The sequence below is a fragment of the Bradyrhizobium sp. 22 genome, assembly GCF_000482425.1.
GTDB classification, from domain to species: domain Bacteria; phylum Pseudomonadota; class Alphaproteobacteria; order Rhizobiales; family Xanthobacteraceae; genus Bradyrhizobium; species Bradyrhizobium japonicum_B.
On the sequence record NZ_KI519400.1, the window covers coordinates 1,439,222 to 1,457,753 of the forward strand.

Annotated in this window: 17 protein-coding genes; 6 read left to right on the forward strand and 11 right to left on the reverse strand. The window is 65.5% G+C overall.

Annotated elements, in window-relative coordinates; translation table 11 throughout:
• Nucleotides 1–2 precede the first annotated feature (2 nt).
• The 3 genes from K410_RS0132080 to K410_RS0132090 are packed head-to-tail and all read right to left on the reverse strand — an operon-like array spanning nucleotide 3 to nucleotide 2,790.
• A complete protein-coding gene (locus K410_RS0132080; protein ID WP_028138670.1) occupies nucleotides 3–761 on the reverse strand; it encodes an ABC transporter ATP-binding protein in 759 nt (252 codons plus the stop codon).
• Nucleotides 758–1,909: a branched-chain amino acid ABC transporter permease gene (locus tag K410_RS0132085; protein ID WP_028138671.1), complete on the reverse strand. Its 1,152-nt coding sequence runs from the start codon at nucleotides 1,907–1,909 to the stop codon at nucleotides 758–760. The genes K410_RS0132080 and K410_RS0132085 overlap by 4 nt, the downstream gene beginning before the upstream one ends.
• Before the next feature lie 5 nt (nucleotides 1,910–1,914).
• Entirely contained in the window at nucleotides 1,915–2,790 is an 876-nt protein-coding gene (locus K410_RS0132090; protein WP_028138672.1) for a branched-chain amino acid ABC transporter permease, read from the reverse strand.
• 275 nt (nucleotides 2,791–3,065) lie between these two features.
• Here K410_RS0132090 and K410_RS0132095 point away from each other — a divergent pair, with 275 nt between their 5' ends.
• The 4 genes from K410_RS0132095 to K410_RS0132110 all read left to right on the forward strand — a co-directional run bounded on the left by K410_RS0132095 (nucleotide 3,066) and on the right by K410_RS0132110 (nucleotide 6,846).
• A complete protein-coding gene (locus tag K410_RS0132095; RefSeq protein WP_028138673.1) occupies nucleotides 3,066–3,815 on the forward strand; it encodes an ABC transporter ATP-binding protein in 750 nt (249 codons plus the stop codon).
• Nucleotides 3,812–5,338 (forward strand): hypothetical protein, encoded by a 1,527-nt coding sequence (locus K410_RS0132100; protein ID WP_028138674.1) that lies wholly within the window; start codon nucleotides 3,812–3,814, stop codon nucleotides 5,336–5,338. Before K410_RS0132095 ends, K410_RS0132100 begins: the two co-directional genes overlap by 4 nt.
• Nucleotides 5,339–5,446: 108 nt before the next feature.
• Entirely contained in the window at nucleotides 5,447–6,259 is an 813-nt protein-coding gene (locus tag K410_RS0132105; RefSeq protein WP_028138675.1) for an MBL fold metallo-hydrolase, read from the forward strand.
• Between the two features lie 65 nt (nucleotides 6,260–6,324).
• Nucleotides 6,325–6,846, forward strand: coding sequence for a hypothetical protein (locus K410_RS0132110; protein WP_028138676.1), 522 nt, complete (start codon nucleotides 6,325–6,327; stop codon nucleotides 6,844–6,846).
• Between the two features lie 104 nt (nucleotides 6,847–6,950).
• On the opposite strand, the gene K410_RS0132115 is transcribed toward K410_RS0132110, so the two are convergent.
• The 3 genes from K410_RS0132115 to pcaB all read right to left on the reverse strand — a co-directional run bounded on the left by K410_RS0132115 (nucleotide 6,951) and on the right by pcaB (nucleotide 10,415).
• Nucleotides 6,951–7,400 (reverse strand): cupin domain-containing protein, encoded by a 450-nt coding sequence (locus K410_RS0132115; RefSeq protein ID WP_028138677.1) that lies wholly within the window; start codon nucleotides 7,398–7,400, stop codon nucleotides 6,951–6,953.
• 283 nt (nucleotides 7,401–7,683) lie between these two features.
• Entirely contained in the window at nucleotides 7,684–8,940 is a 1,257-nt protein-coding gene (locus tag K410_RS0132120; protein WP_028138678.1) for an aminopeptidase, read from the reverse strand.
• A gap of 113 nt (nucleotides 8,941–9,053) precedes the next feature.
• Nucleotides 9,054–10,415, reverse strand: a complete 1,362-nt coding sequence (gene pcaB / locus K410_RS0132125) for a 3-carboxy-cis,cis-muconate cycloisomerase (RefSeq protein ID WP_028138679.1) — start codon at nucleotides 10,413–10,415, stop codon at nucleotides 9,054–9,056.
• Between the two features lie 435 nt (nucleotides 10,416–10,850).
• Between pcaB and K410_RS0132130 the strand changes: the two genes are divergently transcribed.
• On the forward strand, nucleotides 10,851–12,410 hold the full coding sequence (locus K410_RS0132130; RefSeq protein WP_028138680.1) for a winged helix-turn-helix domain-containing protein: 1,560 nt from the start codon (nucleotides 10,851–10,853) through the stop codon (nucleotides 12,408–12,410).
• Nucleotides 12,411–12,431: 21 nt separating this feature from the next.
• On the opposite strand, the gene K410_RS0132135 is transcribed toward K410_RS0132130, so the two are convergent.
• The 4 genes from K410_RS0132135 to K410_RS0132150 all read right to left on the reverse strand — a co-directional run bounded on the left by K410_RS0132135 (nucleotide 12,432) and on the right by K410_RS0132150 (nucleotide 15,454).
• The gene (locus K410_RS0132135) at nucleotides 12,432–13,163 is read right to left on the reverse strand and encodes a hypothetical protein (RefSeq protein WP_028138681.1); all 732 of its coding nucleotides are present in this window, start codon (nucleotides 13,161–13,163) and stop codon (nucleotides 12,432–12,434) included.
• An 86-nt stretch (nucleotides 13,164–13,249) separates the two neighbouring features.
• Nucleotides 13,250–13,963: a hypothetical protein gene (locus K410_RS0132140; protein WP_028138682.1), complete on the reverse strand. Its 714-nt coding sequence runs from the start codon at nucleotides 13,961–13,963 to the stop codon at nucleotides 13,250–13,252.
• Nucleotides 13,964–14,099: 136 nt separating this feature from the next.
• Nucleotides 14,100–14,348 carry a hypothetical protein gene (locus tag K410_RS0132145; protein ID WP_028138683.1) on the reverse strand — a complete coding sequence of 83 codons (249 nt, stop codon included), beginning with the start codon at nucleotides 14,346–14,348 and terminating at the stop codon, nucleotides 14,100–14,102.
• Nucleotides 14,349–14,479: 131 nt separating this feature from the next.
• Nucleotides 14,480–15,454 carry an NAD(P)H-dependent flavin oxidoreductase gene (locus K410_RS0132150; RefSeq protein WP_028138684.1) on the reverse strand — a complete coding sequence of 325 codons (975 nt, stop codon included), beginning with the start codon at nucleotides 15,452–15,454 and terminating at the stop codon, nucleotides 14,480–14,482.
• Nucleotides 15,455–15,579: 125 nt separating this feature from the next.
• On the opposite strand from K410_RS0132150, the gene K410_RS0132155 reads away from it, so the two are divergent.
• Nucleotides 15,580–17,142 (forward strand): AMP-binding protein, encoded by a 1,563-nt coding sequence (locus K410_RS0132155; RefSeq protein ID WP_028138685.1) that lies wholly within the window; start codon nucleotides 15,580–15,582, stop codon nucleotides 17,140–17,142.
• A gap of 488 nt (nucleotides 17,143–17,630) precedes the next feature.
• Here the strand turns inward: K410_RS0132155 and K410_RS0132165 are convergent, their stop codons facing one another.
• Nucleotides 17,631–18,404 (reverse strand): thioesterase family protein, encoded by a 774-nt coding sequence (locus K410_RS0132165; protein ID WP_028138686.1) that lies wholly within the window; start codon nucleotides 18,402–18,404, stop codon nucleotides 17,631–17,633.
• Nucleotides 18,405–18,532: the final 128 nt, after the last annotated feature.

Genomic DNA, 18,532 nt, shown 5'->3' on the forward strand with positions numbered 1-18,532 from the left:
CGTCAGGCTCCCAGATACGCGGCGACGACGTCGGGGTGCTGCTGCACTTCGGCGGGCGAGCCCATCGCCAGCACCCTGCCGTAGTTCAGCGCGATGACCCGGTCGGAGACGCGATTGACCAGCGACATGTCGTGCTCGACCATCAGCACGGTGATGCCGAGTTCGCTCTTCATGTCGCGGATCCAGAACGACATGTCGTCGGTCTCCTCGACGTTGAGGCCGGAGGACGGCTCGTCGAGCAGGATCAGCTTCGGTTCCGAGCACAGGGCGCGCGCCAGCTCGATCACCTTGCGCACGCCGTAAGGCAGGCCGGAGATCATCTTGTCGCGATAGGGTTCGAGATCGAGGAATTCGATGACCTGTTCGACCCTGCGGCGGTGCACCTTCTCGTTGGCCCGCACGCTCGGCAGGAACAGCAGCTCCTGCCAGAGCTGCGTGGTCGAGTGCCGATGGCGGCCGACCAGAAGGTTGGAGAGCACGGTCGCATTCTCGAACAGCTCGATGTTCTGGAAGGTCCGGGCGATGCCGAGCTTGGCGATGTCGTAGGGCGCCTCTTCCGTGATGTCCTGGTCCTCGAAGAAGATCCGGCCCGACGTCGGCCGGTAGATCCGCGAGATCAGGTTGAAGATCGAGCTCTTGCCCGCCCCATTCGGCCCGATGATCGACAGGATCTCGCCCTTCTCGAGCGCGAAGGACACCGCATCGACGGCCTTGAGGCCCCCGAAATGCAGCGACAGGTTCTCGGCGCGGAAATAGCTCATCGGTTGCGCTCCGACTTCACGTAGATCTTCTGCCGCTTGAAGGTGGCGCGCTTGTAGAGCGGGAATAGCTGGAAGAAGAGCTTGATCTTCAGCCAGCGGCCGTAAAGGCCGAGCGGCTCGAACAGCACGAACAGCACGATGATGATGCCGTAGATCGCGCCCTTCAGGCCGTTGAGCGAGGCGAACGCCGCGACCTTCGACTGAATATCTCCCGCGGTGGCCGGGCCGGCGCCAAAGGCCGCCGCGATCCCGGCGATCACGCCGGGCATATCGTCCTTGAGGTAAGTCAGGAACGGATCGATCATCACGATGAAGATCGCGCCCAGCACCGCGCCGTGCAGGCTGAAGGCGCCCCCGATCAGGATCACGATGATGAACTCGATCGAGAGCTGCAGCGTGAACATTTCCGGCGAGATGAAGGAGAGCTTGTGGGCGAACAGCACGCCGGCAAAGCCCGTGATCGCCGCCGAGATCGCAAAGGACTTCACCTTGTAGAGTGCGACATTAACGCCCATGCTGCGCGCCGCGGTCTCGCTGTCGCGGATCGCGACGAAGGCGCGTCCGGTCGGCGAGCGCAGCAGGTTGAGCGCGCCGACGATGGTCAGCACCAGGACGGCAAGACAGAGATAATAGAAGGTCGGGCTGTCGCGCGGCACCGCGATGCCGAGCAGCGACAGCGTCTTGACCCGCATGCCCTCGTTGCCGTGGGTGACGCTCTCCCAGCGCGCCAGGATCTCCTCGACGATAAGGGCAAAGGAGATGGTGGCGATGACGAGGTAGATGCCGGTGAGGCGCAGGGCGGGAAAGCCGACCATCGCGCCGATGATGCCGGTCAGGCCGCCGGCGACCAGGAAGTAGACCGGGAACGGCACGTTGTATTTCTGCAAATATGCGGCGGTGTAGGCCCCGATGGCGAGGAACGCAGCGTGGCCGAGCGAGGCCTGGCCGGTGAAGCCGGTCAGGATCAGAAGCGCGACGCCGACGATCGCATAGATGCAGACGAAGACCAGCTGGCTCATCAGATAGCTGGAGAGCACATAGGGCGCGATCAACAGCAGCGCGAGCAGGATGCTGTACGAGACCCAATAGCCCGAATGCGGGAAAAGCTTGATGTCGTCCTCGTAGTCGGTCTTGAACAGGAAGCGCATGGCGTTCAGACCTTCTTGCGGACGTGGTGGCCGAACAGGCCTTCGGGCTTCAGGAGCAGCACGGCGAGCAGCACGAGATAGGGCGCGACATCCTTCCAGCCTTCGGGCAGGTAGAAGCCGGCCATGCTCTCGATCACGCCGATCAGGACGCCGCCGACCACCGCACCCGGGATCGAGCCGAAGCCGCCGAGCACCGCGGCCGGGAACGCCTTGAGGCCGAGCACGAGGCCGACATTGGAATGGATGAACGTGATCGGCGCCAGCAGCACGCCGGCGCAGGTCGCCACCGCCGCGCTGATCGCCCAGACGATCGACACCACCCGCTTGACCGGAATGCCCATATAATATGCGGCGAGCATGTTCTCGGAGCTGGCCCGCATGGCGGTGCCGAGCGTGGTCTTGTTGAAGAACAGCCACAACAGCGTGCACAGGATCATCGTCGCCGCGATCACCGACAGCTTGTCGTAGGCGAGCACCAGCGAGCCGATTCGCAGCACGCCCTGGCTGAACGGGGTCTCGATCTTCAGATCGTCGGTGCCCCAGATCATGCCGGCGATCGAGCGCAGGAAAAAGCCGAGGCCGATGGTCGCCATGATGATGGAGAACTGTGGATAGCCGAGGATCGGCCGCACCACCACGCGCTCCGCCAGCATGCCGAACAGCGCCATCGCGGCCACCGCACCGGCAAAGCCGATCCAGTAGTTCAGACCCATCATGCCGATGAAGGTGAAGGCGAAGAAGCCGCCGAGCATCATCAGATCGCCCTGGGCGAAATTGACGACCTCGGTGGCCTTGTAGACGAGCACGAAGCCGAGCGCGATCAGCCCGTAGACGCAGCCGAGCGCAACACCGCTGACCAGCTGCTGAACGAAATCCAGCATTGACGCGCTTCCTCCCGATGCAACCGGCAGCTCTTCCCGACCGCCGTGCCGCATCTTGTGTCCAGTCGCTACGCAGTCGTTTCGCTGCGTTAGCGCCATTTGTCCGGAACCAATTCAGCCTGAACCGTCCAGCGCTGTCAACAAACGGTGACTTGTAGGAGTGACTTGCCTTTAGTCCAATCCGGATGACGGAATTTGCTGCAGCGCGATTCACCGTGCCGAAACATCTTCGGATCATGCTCGGAAGCGATGCAAAACTGGATGGTGTGGCCGTCATGAAGCCGGACAGCTCGGCGCTCGAAGTCATGGGGTTAACGAAGCGTTTTGACCGTCTGGCGGTCGACAGCCTCGATCTGACCGTCCACGCTGGCGAATTCTATGCGCTGGTCGGCCCCAACGGCGCCGGCAAGACCACGACTTTGCGCATGGTTGCAGGCCTTCTGCGCCCCGATGCCGGCAGCGTCTCGATCTTCGGCATCGATGCGCTCCAGGACCCCGTGGCCGCCAAGCAGGTGATGGCGTGGGTATCCGACGAGCCGATGATCTACGACAAGCTGACCCCGCTCGAATATCTCGAATTCGTCGCCGGCCTCTGGGGCATCGCGCCGCCGGTCTCCGAACCGGTCGCGCAGGACCTGCTCTCCTCGCTCGGCCTCGCGCCGCACCGGCACGAGCGCTGCGAGGGGTTCTCGAAGGGCATGCGTCAGAAGGTGGCGCTGGCCGGCGCGCTGGTGCACGATCCCCGCCTCATCATCCTCGACGAGCCGCTGACGGGGCTCGATGCGGTCTCGGCCCGGCATGTGAAAGGCCTGCTCAGCGAGCGTGTGCGGGCCGGTTGCACCGTCATCATGACCACGCATATTCTCGAGGTGGCCGAGCGCATGGCCGACCGCATCGGTGTGATCGCTTCGGGCCGCCTCGTCGCCGAAGGCACGCTGACCGAATTGCGCCAGCAGAACGGCGATGCCGACACCAGTTTGGAGGATCTCTTCATCGCGCTGGTGACGCTGCCGGAAGCCGCATGAGCTCGGCGACCGCGCTCTCCTGGTTCGCCCGCCACGAGCTCCGGCTCGCCTGGCGCGAATGGTTCGCCATGATGACCGGCGGACGGCGCAAGCGGACGCGCGCCGCTATCATCGGCTTGGTCTGCTTCGCCGCGCTGCTGCACCTGCCGGCCTGGGCGGTGATCGGCCGTTTCGCCGATCTGCAGCTGCCGCTCGACAAATCCTCGCTGATCGTGATCTCGGCGACGATCTTTCTCGCCTGGACCTTGATGCTGTCGCAGGCGATCGAATCGGTGACGCGGGTGTTTTACGCCCGTGCCGATCTCGACCTGATCATGTCCTCGCCGGCGCGGCTCGCCAATCTGTTCTCGGTCCGCATCGCCGCGATCGCGCTAACCGTCACCGCAATGGCGCTGCTGTTCTCGACGCCCTTCATCGACGTGCTCGTGATCGGTGGCGGCGCGCGCTGGCTGGCGGCGTTCGGGGGCGTCGTCGCCATGGGCCTGTCGGCCGCGGCGATCGCGATCGCCGTCACCATCCTGTTGTTTCGCCTGATCGGCCCGGCGCGGACGCGCCTGATTGCCCAGATTCTCGCCGCGATCATCGGCGCCGGCTTCGTGATCGCGCTCCAGGTCGCCGCGATCATGTCCTACGGCACGCTGTCGCGCTTCACCATTTTGACCTCCGGCACCTTGGCCGCCTACGCCCCCGACGTCGACAGCATCTGGTGGTGGCCGGCGCGGGCCGTGATGGGTGACAACGAGGCCCTGCTGCTGCTCCTGGCGCTCGCTCTGGTGCTGCTCGGAAGCGTCATGGCGATCTTCTCGCACCGCTTCGCCGACACGGCGATCGACGCCGCGGCCTATGCCGCGTCCGGCGGCAGGCGCGCGAGTGAGCGGCCGTTCCGCAGCGGCTCGCGGCAACAGGCGCTGCGGCGCAAGGAATTCTCGCTGCTCTGGCGCGATCCCTGGCTGATCTCGCAGACCCTGATGCAGCTCCTCTATCTGGTGCCGCCGGCCTTGCTGCTCTGGCGCAATTTTGGCGATAGCTCGGCGGCGCTGACGCTGATCACGCCCGTCATCGTGATGGCAGCCGGGCAGCTCGCCGGCGGACTTGCCTGGCTGACCATCTCGGGCGAGGATGCGCCCGACCTGGTCGCGACGGCGCCGTTGACGCCATCCAGCCTCATCCGCGCCAAGATCGAGGTGGTGCTGATCGCGATCGCCGTCATCTTCTGCCCGCTGGTCGCGGCACTCGCTTTCGCCTCGCCCTATCAGGCCGCGATCAGCGCCGGCGCGGTCATCGTCAGCGCGGCCTCCGCGACGGCGATCCAGCTCTGGTTCCGGGTGCAGGCCCGGCGCAGCCAATTCCGGCGCCGCCAGACCTCGTCGCGGCTGGCGACCATTGCCGAAGCCTTCTCCTCGATCGGCTGGGCCGCCACGGCAGCGCTGCTGCTCGCGCTCCCTGTCGCGGGCCTCATCAGCGGCCTGATCACCGCGGGCCTCGTTGCAGTCACCTGGAAGTTCAGCCCAAGGCGGGACTAGGATGAGGGGGCGACCGGTGCGACACTGACGCGCTGTTGATCGCCAGCTGTTGGCGCGGCTCGGCATTGCACGCTACACTTTGTCCTGGGCGTCATCGGGGACGGATTCATGTGGCGACTTGTTTCGGCGGCTTTGGCGCTGTTCGGCGCAGCTCTCTCACCTGCCCTCGCCCAGCAGCCCCAGCGCAGCGAGTGCCTGGCGATGGCCAACGCCGCGCCCCGTGCGATGCCGGTCGCGTTTCGGCAGGCGGCGGCCGCGGCCGAGGTCGAGATCAGCTATGCCGGCCATTCCACCTATTACATCGACACGCCCGGCGGCTTGCGCATCGCGACCGATTACAGCGGCGCCTATCAGGTGGGACGGCTGCCCGACGTCGCCACCATGAACCGCGCCCATAGCACCCACTACACTCTTTTCCCCGACAGGCGCATTCCCCACGTGCTGCATGGCTGGAGCGAGGACGGCAAGCCGGCGATCGTGTCGGAACGCATCGGCGATGCCTTCATCCGAAATGTCACGACCGACATCCGCCGTTATTTCGGCGACGATGCCGGCTCCGACATGATCCGCGACGGCAATTCGATCTTCATCTTCGAGGTCGCGGGCCTCTGCATCGGCCATCTCGGCCACCTCCATCACAAGCTCGACGACAGCCATTTCGCCCAGATCGGGCGGCTCGATATCGTGATGGTGCCGATCGACGGCACCTACACCATGTCGCTGGACGGCATCTCCGAGATCACCAAGCGGTTGCGGGCCTCGGTGGTGCTGCCGATGCACCGCTTCGCGACCCCGCTCGACGACTTCATGCGCCGGATCGGCCAGCATTTCGAGATCGACCGGCACTCCGGGCGGTCCTTCCGGATGTCGCGGGATGCGCTGCCGTCGAAGCCGACGGTGATCATCCTCGACGGTGTCTGAGACGCAATTTTCTCCAAGCCGGCCGCCGGCCGGTCGTGTTGATCTGCCTGCAACAGGAGAGCGACATGACCGACTTTGCCAGACTCTTGCACGCGGACGGACCGAACCCCGAGCATGCGGCGGCGCTTCAGCTCTATGGCCGCTTCGTCGGCGACTGGGATGCCGAGATCACCGCTCATGGACCCGATGGCACGGAACACACCGCCCCCGGCGAGATTCATTTCGGCTGGGTGCTGGAGGGCCGTGCCGTCCAGGACGTCTGGATGATCCCCCGGCCGACGGGCGCGCCGGCCTTCCCGATCGCCGGCAATTGGTACGGCACGACGCTGCGCGTTTACGATCCAACCATCGATGCGTGGCGGATTTCCTGGTTCGATCCCGCCCGCAGCGTCTTCCGCCACCAGATCGGCCGTCCGCGCGGAGAGGACATCGTGCAGGAAGGCACGACCGAAGCCGGCGAACTGACGCGGTGGAGCTTCACGGAGATCAGCCAGGACTTCTTCCATTGGCTCGGCGAAACCAAGCCCGCAGCGGCGCAGGATTGGCGGCTGACCGTGGCAGTCAAAGCACGACGGCGCTGGCCCTAGGCATCGGCCGGCCGTGATATCGAAACGAGAAGAGGGGCCGGGATGTCGATCCGGGCCCCTCTTCGTCGTGGCCGCTGGGAAGCGTCCTTGAAAGCTTTTTGTCCTTAGCCGGCACCCATCAGCGAGGCCGGACGGGGCGCGCCGGTGGAGACGAACATCTTCTTCAGCTTGTTGACGACGCGGATCAGGAAGCCGATCATCACGGGATTGGTCTTGCGGCAGAAGGCGATCTTCTTGACGTGGCCTTCGACATGCCATTTGGCATGCGCGCCGTCGCGGAAGAAGATGACGTCGCCGGGGCCGTAGCGCTTCGGCGGCATGCCGTCGCTCTCGAGCACGATCGATCCTTCCATGATCATGATCGTCTCGTCGATGTCGTAGTACCAGTTGAACCGTCCTTCAGTGCAGTGCCAGACGATGGTCTGGGCGGTGCGGTCTTCGCTGGTGGACAGGACGCGCGAGCGCGCGACCGGATTGCCCTCGATGATCCAGGACGGCTCGATCGGGCTCGGCTCGAGGTCCACATTGAAACTGCCGACTTCAATCAATGCCATTTGCTTCCTCGGAAAATGATATTTTGCGGCCGGCTCCGGCCGGGAGTGTTCGAAAGACGCACGGACGCTAGTCGTCCGCTTCTAATTCTTTCTTACATCGATTCCGAGAATCAGCCGGAAGCAACACGTGCAGACGGTTAACGTCGCAATTCCCCTGCAAATCCGCGGACATGACCAGGTCCATCCCGGGTGCGACAAAGTGCGCAGGCACCGGAACGGAGCCCAACAATGCCATTGCGGCCGCGCTCCGCCGCTCGTCAGCGATCAAACAGGGTGATCCAGACTACTTCGCCCACTCGCCCTTGCGGAATACCGGCACCTTGCTGCCGTCGGGCAGGATGCCGTCGATATCGGTCTCGGCGGAGCCGATCATCCAGTCGATATGGATCAGGCTCTGATTGCCGCCTTGCGCCGCGATCTGCTGCGGGGTGAGTTGCGCGCCATTGACGAAGCATTTCGAATAGCATTGGCCGAGCGCGATGTGAGATGCCGCGTTCTCGTCGAACAGCGTGTTGTAGAACAACAGCCCGCTCTGCGAGATCGGCGAGGAATGCGGCACCAGCGCCACTTCGCCGAGGCGCCGCGCGCCCTCGTCGGTGTCGAGCACCTTGTTCAGCACCTCCGCGCCGCGCGAGGCCTTTGCGTCGACGATCTTGCCGTCCTCGAAGCGCACCGCGATGTTGTCGATCAGCGTGCCCTGATAGGACAGCGGCTTCGAGCTCACGACATGGCCGTAGACGCGGCGGCAATGCGGCGTGGTGAAGACCTCTTCGGTCGGGATGTTGGCGTTGCAGCTGATGCCGTTCTTGGAGAGCGAGGCACCGCCCTCCCATTCGTGGCCGTCGGCCAGGCCGATGGTGAGGTCGGTGCCCGGTCCCGAATATTGCAGGGCGCGAAAGCGCTGGCCGTTGAGCCAGTTGGTCCGCTCGCGCAGCACCGCATTGTGGCTGGCCCAATTGGCCATCGCATCCTCGCGATCGACGCGGGACGCCGCGAAAATGGCATCCGCGAGCTTGCCGACCGCGACCTCCTCGGGATCGTTGGGGAAGACCTGCTTGGCCCAGGACGGGCTTGGATAGGCGATGATGTTCCAGTTGGTGTCGAAATTGACGATCTTCTCCAGCGCCGGCTGATACGCCATCGAATTCGCCTTGCTCGCGCGCGCCACCTTGGACGGATCCTCGCCCGACAGCAGCATCGGGTTGTCGCCGACGATGGCGAGCCGGGCGGTGTTCTCCGAGAACGCCTTGGCCATGCCCTCATAGAGCCAGCCGGCGGCACGATCGAAACTGCTGTCATGGCCGTGGCGGTAGCGCGCCAGCGTCATCTCCTCGTCCGACAGGATCGGCGTCACGATACCGGCGCCGGCCTTGTAGGCGTGCACGGCGATCCGCCTGACCAGCGGCAGCGCGATCGCGGGCGCCGTGAGCAGCAGATCCTGTCCCGGCCGCAAGCCCAGCCCCACCTTCACCGCCACCTCGGCCAGCCGGTCGAGCTTCGCGGGATCGATGGGAGCGTTGGAATTGCGGTGATCAGTCATGCCGGGCCCTCTGCCGAAAGTCTCTGGTTCAATCTAAGCCTAGCACCGCAAGGCGCAAGTGCGCGAGCACCTTGCGACACGGAGAAGATACGCAGTTTCACGCATATTGGTTTTCAACGCGTTGCCGATTTCAGCACCCGGTCAACCATGGCAGGCGCGAGTCCGAGGTAATTTTTCGGTGAGGTGAGCGCCTCGATTGTGACACGGTCGATGCGGCTCGAGACGCGGGAGTCGGAGGACAGCGCATCCGCCAGGCTCAAGCCTTTGTCGTTGGCGAGCCGGCAAGCGTCATAGACTACGTCATGGGCCTCCTGCCGGCCGAGCTGCGGCGCGAGCCCCATCATGACCGCTTCGGCCACGATCAGGCCGCGGCTGATCGCGAGGTTGTCGTTCATCTTCCCCTCGTCCACGATGAGGCCCGCAAGTGCGAACTTCGCCTGATGCAGGGCGCCGGCCGTCAGCACGAAGCTTTCGGGGATGGCCATCCATTCGGCGTGCCAGGGACCCGTGGCGCGCTCGAAATCCTGCACCATGGCGTCGAGCATGAGGCCGGCGTGCTGGCGCACCGCCTTGGACGCCGCCAGCATCAATTCCGACGAGATCGGATTGCGCTTCTGCGGCATGGTCGAGGAGGCGCCCCGCCCCTTGACGAAGGGCTCGTAGACTTCGCCGAACTCGGTCGAGGCCATGATCATGATGTCGAGTGCGATCTTGCCGAGCGAGCCGGTGACGAGCGCAAGGAAGTTCACGGCCTCGGCAAAGCCGTCGCGCGCGACGTGCCAGGTCGAGACGGGAACGCCAAGCTTCAGCTCTGCGCAGAGTGCCTCCTGCACCTCGAATCCCTTGTCGCCGAGCGAGGCGAGCGTACCGGCGGCGCCGGCGAACTGGCCGACCAGCACGCGCGGCTTCAACTGCGCCAGCCGCTCGGCGTGGCGATCGAACATGGCGAGCCAGATCGCGGCCTTGTAGCCGAAGGTCACCGGCAGCGCCTGCTGGAGGTGGGTGCGGCCGGCCATCGGCGTGTCGCGGTGGCGTCTCGAGAGGTTCGCCAGGATGCCGCGGAGCTCGTCGATGTCCCGCGCCACGATGTCGAGCGCAGCGCGGAGCTGCAGCACCACGGCGGTATCCATGATGTCCTGCGTCGTCGCGCCCCAATGCACGTAGCGGCCGGCGTCGCCGCATTGCTTCACCATCTGATGCACCAAGGGGAGGATCGGATAGCCGACGATGTCGGTCTCCTGCCTGAGCAGATCGAAATCCAGCGCGGTGACGTCGGTCCGCGCCGCGATCGCCTCGGCCGCCTGTTGCGGGATCACGCCACATCTGGCCTGCGCCTTCGCCAGCGCCACCTCGACCTCGGCATAGCGCGCGACCAGCGCGACGTCGGAGAACACCTCGCGCATCTCGGGTGTGCCGAAGGCATCGCGGAACAGCATGGAATCGAGCACGGTGGTGGAAGCGCTGAAGGCGGGCATGGGCGTTTCTTCGTGGTTGGTGTTTTGGTGGGAGATAGCTTACGCAGTCGGCGCAGCTCGGCAAAGAACATTCACCGTTCGGCACATCCGCCGCAGGGCGGCGTTATGACGGCACGTCACGCTTTCACCCCCTCACCCGGAGATGCGAGACATGGGCCGCAACGCGTCCCATGGGGAGCCTCGAAGGATGAGCGGCCGCGATGCAGCCGGGCCGCCCATCTTTCGAGGCCTCCGCTATGCTCCGGCGCCTCAGGATGACGGTGTTGGTGGCAAGCGTAACAATCTCGTCGCGGTTGTATTCCCTCCGAAAACCGCATGACTGCCATCACGCGATCTCGATGAACCAGACGGGCCTTTCGGCAGACACATGGCTTTCGACCCAAATTTCTTTTCATTTAGCCCATCCGATATCGCAATGAGGCCTGAGTTTTCGACGTGCAGTTTCTGTTCCAGGACCACCTTCTCGATACCGACCGGCGCGAACTGAGCCGCGAGCAGGTTCCAATTGCCGTGGAGCCGCAGGTCTTCGATCTCGTCGTCCACCTCATGCAGAACCGCGACCGGGTGGTCAGCAAGGACGAGTTGATCGACAAGATCTGGCACGGGCGCAGCGTCTCCGAATCCACCCTGACCAGCCGGATCAACGCCGCACGCAAGGCGATCGGCGACAGTGGCGCGAGCCAGGCGCTGATCCGCACCATCGCCCGCAAGGGTTTTCGCTTTGTCGGCGATGTCGAAGCCAAGGTCAGCGCGACCGCGCCGGAGCATGGCCGCGCCGCCGGGGCGCCGCGCGCTGCGCTGGCGCTTCCCGAGCGGCCCGCGATCGCCGTGCTGCCCTTCACCAACATGAGCGGCGAGGCCGGACAGGATTATTTCTCCGACGGCATCAGCGAGGACATCATCACCGCGCTGTCGAAGCTGCGCTGGTTCTTCGTCATCGCGCGCAACTCATCCTTCGTCTACAAGGGCCGCGCCGTGAATATCCGCGAGGTCGCGCGCGAGCTCGGGGTGCGCTACGTGGTGGAAGGCAGCGTCCGGCGGAGCGGCGAGCGGGTGCGCATCTCGGCCCAGCTCAACGACGTCTCGACCGGCAGCCATCTCTGGGCCGAGCGCTACGATCGCGAGCTCGCCGACATCTTCGCCGTGCAGGACGAGATCACCGAGGCGATCGTCGCCGCGATCGAGCCGCAGCTCTATGCCGCCGAGAGTTTTCGCGCCGAGCAGAAGCCGCCCGGAAGTCTCGACGCCTGGGATCTGGTGATGCGGGCATTGTCGCACCATTGGCGTATTACCCGCGAGGACAACGCCGCTGCGCAAGCGCTGCTCGAACAGGCCGTCGCGATCGATCCCGCCTATGGCAAGGCGCTGGGCCTGCTCGCGACCAGTCACATCTTCGGCGCGCATATGGGCTGGGCCGACATGGAAGTTACGCTTCCCATCGCCGAGCGTTCGGCGCTCGCGGCGGTGGAAGCCGATCGCGAGGATGCCTGGGCCCACCACGGCCTCGCCTACACCTATCTGTTCCGGCGCCGCTTCGACGACGCGCTGGCCGAGTTCGAGCTGGCGCTGCAGCTCAACCCGAATTTCGCGATGGCGCATGCCTTTCACGGCGTGACGCTGTGCTATGCTGGCCGATGGCAGGACGGCGACGCCGCCGCGCGCCGCGCGCTGCGGCTCAGTCCGCGCGATCCACTCGCGGCGATCTATTGCGGGGTTGCGGCCTATGCCCGGTTCGTCGGCCGCGACTACGAGGGTGCCGTGCAGATGGCGCGGGAATCGCTGCGGCAACGCGGCGATTTCGTCGGCGCGCACCGCGTGCTGACGGCTGCCGCCGGGATGTCGCGAGATCCGGCACTCGCAGCGTCCGCCCTGGACGGTCTACGCCGCGCTCAACCGGGGGTCTCGCTCGCCTGGATCACACGCGAGCTGCCGATGCTGCGGGACGAGGATCGGGCGCATTACCTGGAAGGATTGCGGCGCGCGGGACTGACATGACAGCGGCTCGACAATGATGCGCTAATCGTCGTCAGGCCCGAACAGCCTGATCTGCGGGAAGCCGCCGCGCGGCCGGCCCGCATAATCGCGCGCATCGGAATCTTCGCGGATGTTGCGCGCGACGTCGTCCCAATCCGTGCGGTCGCGCATGCCGCGCTGCTCGCGGCCCTCATAGTATTGGCGGCGCTCGGCCCAGCGGTCGCGCCGCTCGATCCGACGCCGCTCGGACGCGGCGCGCCTCACGTCGGAATCCTTCGCCTTGGCATAGGCGTTGTCAGGCGAAGAGGCCGGATCGATCGACGCTTGCTGCTCGCCGGGCTTTGCGGCTTTCGGTGACGATGCGACCGCTGGCTTTGACTGTTCCTTGGGCGGCTCAACTGCAGCCGCCTGCGAAGGCGGGGCGGCCGGCGGTTCGGCATTGGCCTGAGCGGGCTGCGCATCAGGCTTGGCGGTTTCGGACTTTGCGGTTTCGGACTTTGCGGCTTCAGACTTGGCTTCGGCCTGCGCAGGTGCGGCGATCATGGCGCCGAAGGCTTGCGAGCCGGTGAGATAATTGACGCGTTCGGGGGGTGCGTTTGTTGCCGCCGGCGCCGCGGCGGATTCGGCGCGCTGCGCCATCTTGCTGGTGTCCGGGCCCTGTTTGGACGTGACCGGGTTCATGATGTTGCCGGCAACGATCCCGCCGCCCAAACCAATGGCGATCGCTGCGACAATGGTTCCGGCACCGACGAAATAGGCTGTCGAGGCGCGCATTGATCCACTCCCTCTTTGGAGCGAGCAACGCGCGTCGATTGCCGGATGTTCCTGGTGTGAAGGCAGTTCCCAAAGGAACTTGAGCGTCAGATCTGCTGCGCGACCTTCTCGAGCCCGATGAGGCGAGCGAGCTTGCGCACTTCCTCTTTCTGGTCGTCACGCAACTGGAACAGCAACGGCATGGCCGCCGACTTCAACTGCTGGACTTCATCGCAATTCGGGTCGATCTGAGCGCTGGGTGGCGCGTTCGGATTTGAGAGCTTGTTGGCCGAGATTTTGCGGACAACGTTGCGCAGCGCGCTCTCGACCGAGGGCCAGTAATATTCCTGCGACGAGGACAGTTTCAGGCGGTCCCTGATCCCCGCAATCTGTGCGTCGGACAGCAGCGTATAATTCTTCTGCGGCTGCGGCTTGGCCACCACCTTCGGCTTGGCGGGGACTTCGACGGCGGGAACTTCCGCCGCGGCGGGCGCCTCGGACACCGCCGGCTTGGGCATCGGGAAATCGGACGGCGTTGCAGCGGCGAAGGCCTGGCGCAGCGGCTCGGTCAGCAAGGGCGCTTGCGAGAGCCTGTCGGCGGGCACCTGGACCGGCTCGAATGCAGCCGATGCCAGGGCGAGGGTCGGGACCAGACGGTCGGCCTTGGCGGCTCGGTTGGTCGCGAGCGGCTTGGGCGGAGGCGTCTGGGCGATCATGTCTTCGCTGACGCTGGGGACGCTGTCGCGGCCGAGAATGGCGGTGGTGGCGGCGCCGAGGACGAGGAAGCAGGTCAGCACAACGATGGTGATGGCTTTGGACAAACGTCTCTCCGGGAACGGACGCTTCACGAGTTTGTTAACGATGCCCGGGAAAAGGGCACGAATTATGGCTTGAGTGTGCCTTCGTTGCGACAATCAGCATGTCTGCAGCGACATTCTGCGTAAAAGGCAAGGGAAATCAGGCAGCTGCAGCCAGCTCGTAGGCGTCCTGGATGTCCGCGACGATCTCCGAGGCCTCCCAGACCGCGCGCGGCTCGACCGATTGCAACGCCACAGTCCAATTGCCGCCCCGGCGGGTGCGGGGGACGCTGACGATGTCGAAGCGGACGTTGCGGCACAGCGGGTGGCGGGCCAGGGCATGAGCGACGCGAACGCGGATTTCGTCCAGCGAAGCCGCCGTCTTGGTGTTGAGATAATCGAAGTCCATCGCCTGTCCCTCTCGGTCCTGATTGGCGGCCGTGAGAGGATTCTTGGCGGGCGATGGTTAATCTGCCGTTAAGTGAGCGAGACGGAAGAGCGCGGGATTAACCGTGATCGAGGACGAGCGGAGCCGCAATTCTACGGAGATCGGCGCGCCCTCGCCTCACGATATTCGGCCACCGTCCGCGCAACGAGATCGTCGACCGCGAGCACGTCGGTGACGCCCGAGCTGGAATGCCCGCCGCTCCAGATGTCGCGCCAGCGCTTCGGACGGCTCTCGCGCGCGGCAACGTCGATATCCGCAGCGATGTCGATCGCCCCGTGCGCCGGCAGATCGTCGGGATCAAGCCCGGCTGCCACGATCGACGGCCTCAGCATGCTGGTCTGCAGGCCCGTGAACGCGGTCGTCAGCAGGATGTCGTCGGCGCTGCTCTCGACCAGCATACGCTTGTGGCGATCGTCCGCCATGCTCTCGCGCGTCGCAATGAACTTGGTGCCCATGTAAGCGAGATCGCAGCCGAGCACTTCGGCCGCATACAGCGCGCGGCCGTCGCTGATGCCGCCCGCGAGCACGATGATGCCGTCATAGAACGCGCGCACCGCGCGGACGAAGGCGAACGGGTTGAGCCAGCCGGTCTGCCCGCCGGCGCCCGCGGTGAGCAGCACCAGCCCATCGGCACCTGCTTCCGCCGCACGTTCGGCATGGCGGATGGAAGCAACGTCCGCCAGCACCAGCGCACCGGCATCGTGCAGCGGCTTCACCATTGCTGCGGGCGAGCCGACCGAGGTGATGACGATCTCCGGCCTGTGCCGCAGCAGCACGGCGAGATCCCGCTCCAGCCGCGCATTGGAGCGGTGCACGATCAGGTTCGGGCAGAGCGGCGCTGCCTTGCGGCCAGTCTGGTCTTCGCGCTGGCGCAGCCGTGTCTCGATCGTAGTCAGCCATTCATCGAGCTGGTCCGTGCTGCGGCAATTCGCGGTGGGGAAGCTGCCGATCACCCCATTGCCGCAGGCCGCGACCATGAGCTCGACCCCCGAGACCAGGAACATCGGCGCTGCGATCAGCGGCAGAGCGAGACGATCACCGAAGCGTTGCAGCCGATCTGACGTCACGCAAATCTCCTTGTCACGCATGCCTCCCTCGCGCGGGCTTTGTCGTTTCCTCCCGCAGTCTCTGTGCTAGCGTCGCCGGCAACATTGGCACGTCGGAAGCCGGTGACAAAGCAACGAGGAAACATATGACCGATCCGCTCCACGCATCGTCACCGACTTGTGCGCAGACGCTACGGGCGCTGTCGCGCTATCCCGGCCGCACCGCCTTCGCTTGGCCGGGCGGATCGTTGAGCTATCGGGGTGCCACCGATCTCATCGGACGCATCCAGGGCGTGTTCATGCGTCTCGGCCTGCCGGCAGGCGCGCGCGTCGCCTTCCTCACCGCGAACCGCGCCGACACCTGGTGCGCCGGCGTCGCCGCGCAATTGTCGCGGCTCTGCATCACCTGGTTGCATCCGCTGGGATCGCTGGAGGACCAGCTGTTCCAGCTCGAGGATTCCGAGGCCGAGATGCTGGTGGTCGATGCCGCCGCCTTCCGCGACCGCGGCGGCGAGCTTGCGGCAAGAGCGCCCCGGCTGAAGGCGGTCTTCACCATGGGGCCGGCCGGCTACGGTGCCGACCTGTTGGCCGCCATCGAGAGCGCCGGACACGCCAGCGCGCGGAGCATCGCCGGCCTCGACGATCTCTCCACGCTGAACTACACCGGCGGCACCACCGGCAAGTCCAAGGGCGCGCTGCGCTATCACCGCGAGAATGCCGGAGCCGCGGCCGCGATCCTCGCCGACTTCGAGATCCCCGACGCGGCACGCTACCTCACCGTCGCGCCGATCAGCCATGTCGCCGGCACCAAAGTGCTGCCGACCCTGATGCGCGGCGGCACCGTGCACATGCTGAGGGGATTCGATCCCGAGGCGGTGCTGACGACGATCGCACGCGAGCGCATCAATTTCACGCTGTTCGTGCCGACCATGATCTACGTGCTGCTTGATCATCCCGCGCTTGGAAAGACCGATCTCACCTCGCTCGAGCTGGTGCTCTATGGCGCGTCGGCGATGTCGCCGAGCCGGCTGATCGAGGGCATCGAGCGGATCGGACCGGTGTTCTCGCAGCTCTACGGCCAGACCGAGTGCTATCCGGTCTCGGTGCTGCGCAAGGCGGATCACGATCCCAAGACGCCGGAGCTGTTCCTGTCCTGCGGCTTCCCGATTGCGGCCTGCGAGGTCAGGATTCTCGACGACAACGACGAGGAGGTGAAGACAGGCGAGGCCGGCGAGATCTGCGTGCGCGCCCCGCATGCGATGTCGGAGTACTGGAGGCGGCCCGACATCACCGCCGAGACGCTCAGGAACGGCTGGGTCCACACCGGCGACATCGCGCGCCAGGACGAGCGCGGCTATATGTTCATTCTCGACCGCAAGAAGGACATGATCGTGTCCGGCGGCTTCAACATCTTCCCGCGCGAGGTCGAGGACGTGCTGTCGCAACATGCCGATGTCGCCATGGTCGCGGTCGTCGGCATTCCCGACGAAAAGTGGGGCGAGGCCGTCACCGCCATCGTCGTGCCGCGCGAGGGCGCAACGCCGGATCCGGACGAGCTGATCAACCTGGTCAAGACACGAAAAGGCTCGGCGCATGCGCCCAAGCAGATCCGGTTCGTCAAGCAATTGCCGATGACCGGCGTCGGCAAGGTCGACAAGAAGGTGCTGCGCGCAGGCTTCTGGAGCGGCAGGGACCGGATGGTGGGATAAATACCCGGGATTCTACGGGGGCGCTGTGTCCCCGACACCACAATGCGGAACGGAGTGGTTGACGGCGCGCCCATGCAATTGCCTGCGAATCGGGGAATCACCTAGACCGCTTTTGGGGCTGGGAAGCGGAGAGTGAGATGAGAGTCGCTTCCCTGGAAAGTGCGGTCGCCGCGGTCACGTTGATCACGGCTATCATCGTGATGCTGTGGGAGATCAAGATCTTCTACGCAATGTGAACTGGCAGGATGCCCGGGTCGAACCCGACCTCGCATCGCTTCCGCGGCGGCGAAAGCCTGCCGTTCAGTTGCGCAATGCGCGACATAGCTTTCTCACGATCGGTGTCATCGTCCGGCTTGACCGGACGATCCAGTATTCCAGAGACAGTCGTTGTTGAATCGAGAGGCCGCGGCGTACTGGATGCCCCGGTCAAGCCGGGGCATGACAGTGAGGTTGACGCGCGAGCATCGCTCGCTCGTCATGCCGTCGCCTCAGCGCTTCTCGATCACCAGGCTCTGCACCGCGCGGCCGAAATAGCCCTGGCGGTCGGCGAGGCGCGACATGGCAAGCCCGCTGCCGTCGGCGCCGATCCAGGACTCCCCGTCGAGCAGGATCCACTCGCCGACCGGCTGACGCGCGAAGCTCACGCTGAGGTCGGCATTGATGTAGGTCCAGGCGCGGAAGTCGAGCGTCGAGGCGGTGCCGTTGGAGAAATCGGCGGCCACCACGGCGCGCATGGCCTGCGAGATCGCTTCCCCCTCGATCAGCGGATGGTCGACGCGAAACCAGATCGCGCCGGCGCCGGCCTGGCCGAAGCGGCCGCGCGCGGCACGCATCGAGACCGAACGCACGAACGGGCTGGTGGCGGCGTGACCGTCCTCGGCCAGCGAATCCTCCGGCGAGGGCAGCGTGACCGGCAGCTCCTCGACGTCGTCGGGCAGCGCCAGCGCCTGGCGCCGGATCTTGAGCACGGTGGCGCCGACCACCTGCACGCCGTCGGCAAGCAGCTTGATGTTGCAGAGCTGGATCTTGCGGCCCTCACGCAGGACCTCGGTCGCGATCGTCAGCGGCGCCACCGGGACGGGGCGCATCAGGTCGATGGTGACGCGCGCGATGTCCATCGGAGCAGGCGTCGGGATGCGCTCGGCCGCCCACGTCACCAGCGAGGCCGGCGCCGAGCCGTGCTGCATGCGCCGATCCCAGGGACCGGCGGCATCCGGGCTGGTGACGACGCTGTCGCCGTCGACGCGGTAAATCGCGGTCATCCGTTCAACCCGTCTCAGTTGACGTTCCCCGGACGCTGCGCAGCGCGTAGCGGTGCGCTGCCGACCCAGGGGCCATACGTTGCTGCGGTGGGTCCAGGCTCTGCGCAGCAGTGTTGCACGCTGCAGCG

Bases quoted from the DNA above. Each gene is read 5' to 3' on its own strand.
- K410_RS0132080 (WP_028138670.1), bottom strand. From the start codon at position 761: ATGAGCTATTTCCGCGCCGAGAACCTGTCGCTGCATTTCGGGGGCCTC.
- K410_RS0132085 (WP_028138671.1), bottom strand. From the start codon at position 1,909: ATGCGCTTCCTGTTCAAGACCGACTACGAGGACGACATCAAGCTTTTC.
- K410_RS0132090 (WP_028138672.1), bottom strand. From the start codon at position 2,790: ATGCTGGATTTCGTTCAGCAGCTGGTCAGCGGTGTTGCGCTCGGCTGC.
- K410_RS0132095 (WP_028138673.1), top strand. From the start codon at position 3,066: ATGAAGCCGGACAGCTCGGCGCTCGAAGTCATGGGGTTAACGAAGCGT.
- K410_RS0132100 (WP_028138674.1), top strand. From the start codon at position 3,812: ATGAGCTCGGCGACCGCGCTCTCCTGGTTCGCCCGCCACGAGCTCCGG.
- K410_RS0132105 (WP_028138675.1), top strand. From the start codon at position 5,447: ATGTGGCGACTTGTTTCGGCGGCTTTGGCGCTGTTCGGCGCAGCTCTC.
- K410_RS0132110 (WP_028138676.1), top strand. From the start codon at position 6,325: ATGACCGACTTTGCCAGACTCTTGCACGCGGACGGACCGAACCCCGAG.
- K410_RS0132115 (WP_028138677.1), bottom strand. From the start codon at position 7,400: ATGGCATTGATTGAAGTCGGCAGTTTCAATGTGGACCTCGAGCCGAGC.
- K410_RS0132120 (WP_028138678.1), bottom strand. From the start codon at position 8,940: ATGACTGATCACCGCAATTCCAACGCTCCCATCGATCCCGCGAAGCTC.
- pcaB (WP_028138679.1), bottom strand. From the start codon at position 10,415: ATGCCCGCCTTCAGCGCTTCCACCACCGTGCTCGATTCCATGCTGTTC.
- K410_RS0132135 (WP_028138681.1), bottom strand. From the start codon at position 13,163: ATGCGCGCCTCGACAGCCTATTTCGTCGGTGCCGGAACCATTGTCGCA.
- K410_RS0132145 (WP_028138683.1), bottom strand. From the start codon at position 14,348: ATGGACTTCGATTATCTCAACACCAAGACGGCGGCTTCGCTGGACGAA.
- K410_RS0132155 (WP_028138685.1), top strand. From the start codon at position 15,580: ATGACCGATCCGCTCCACGCATCGTCACCGACTTGTGCGCAGACGCTA.
- K410_RS0132165 (WP_028138686.1), bottom strand. From the start codon at position 18,404: ATGACCGCGATTTACCGCGTCGACGGCGACAGCGTCGTCACCAGCCCG.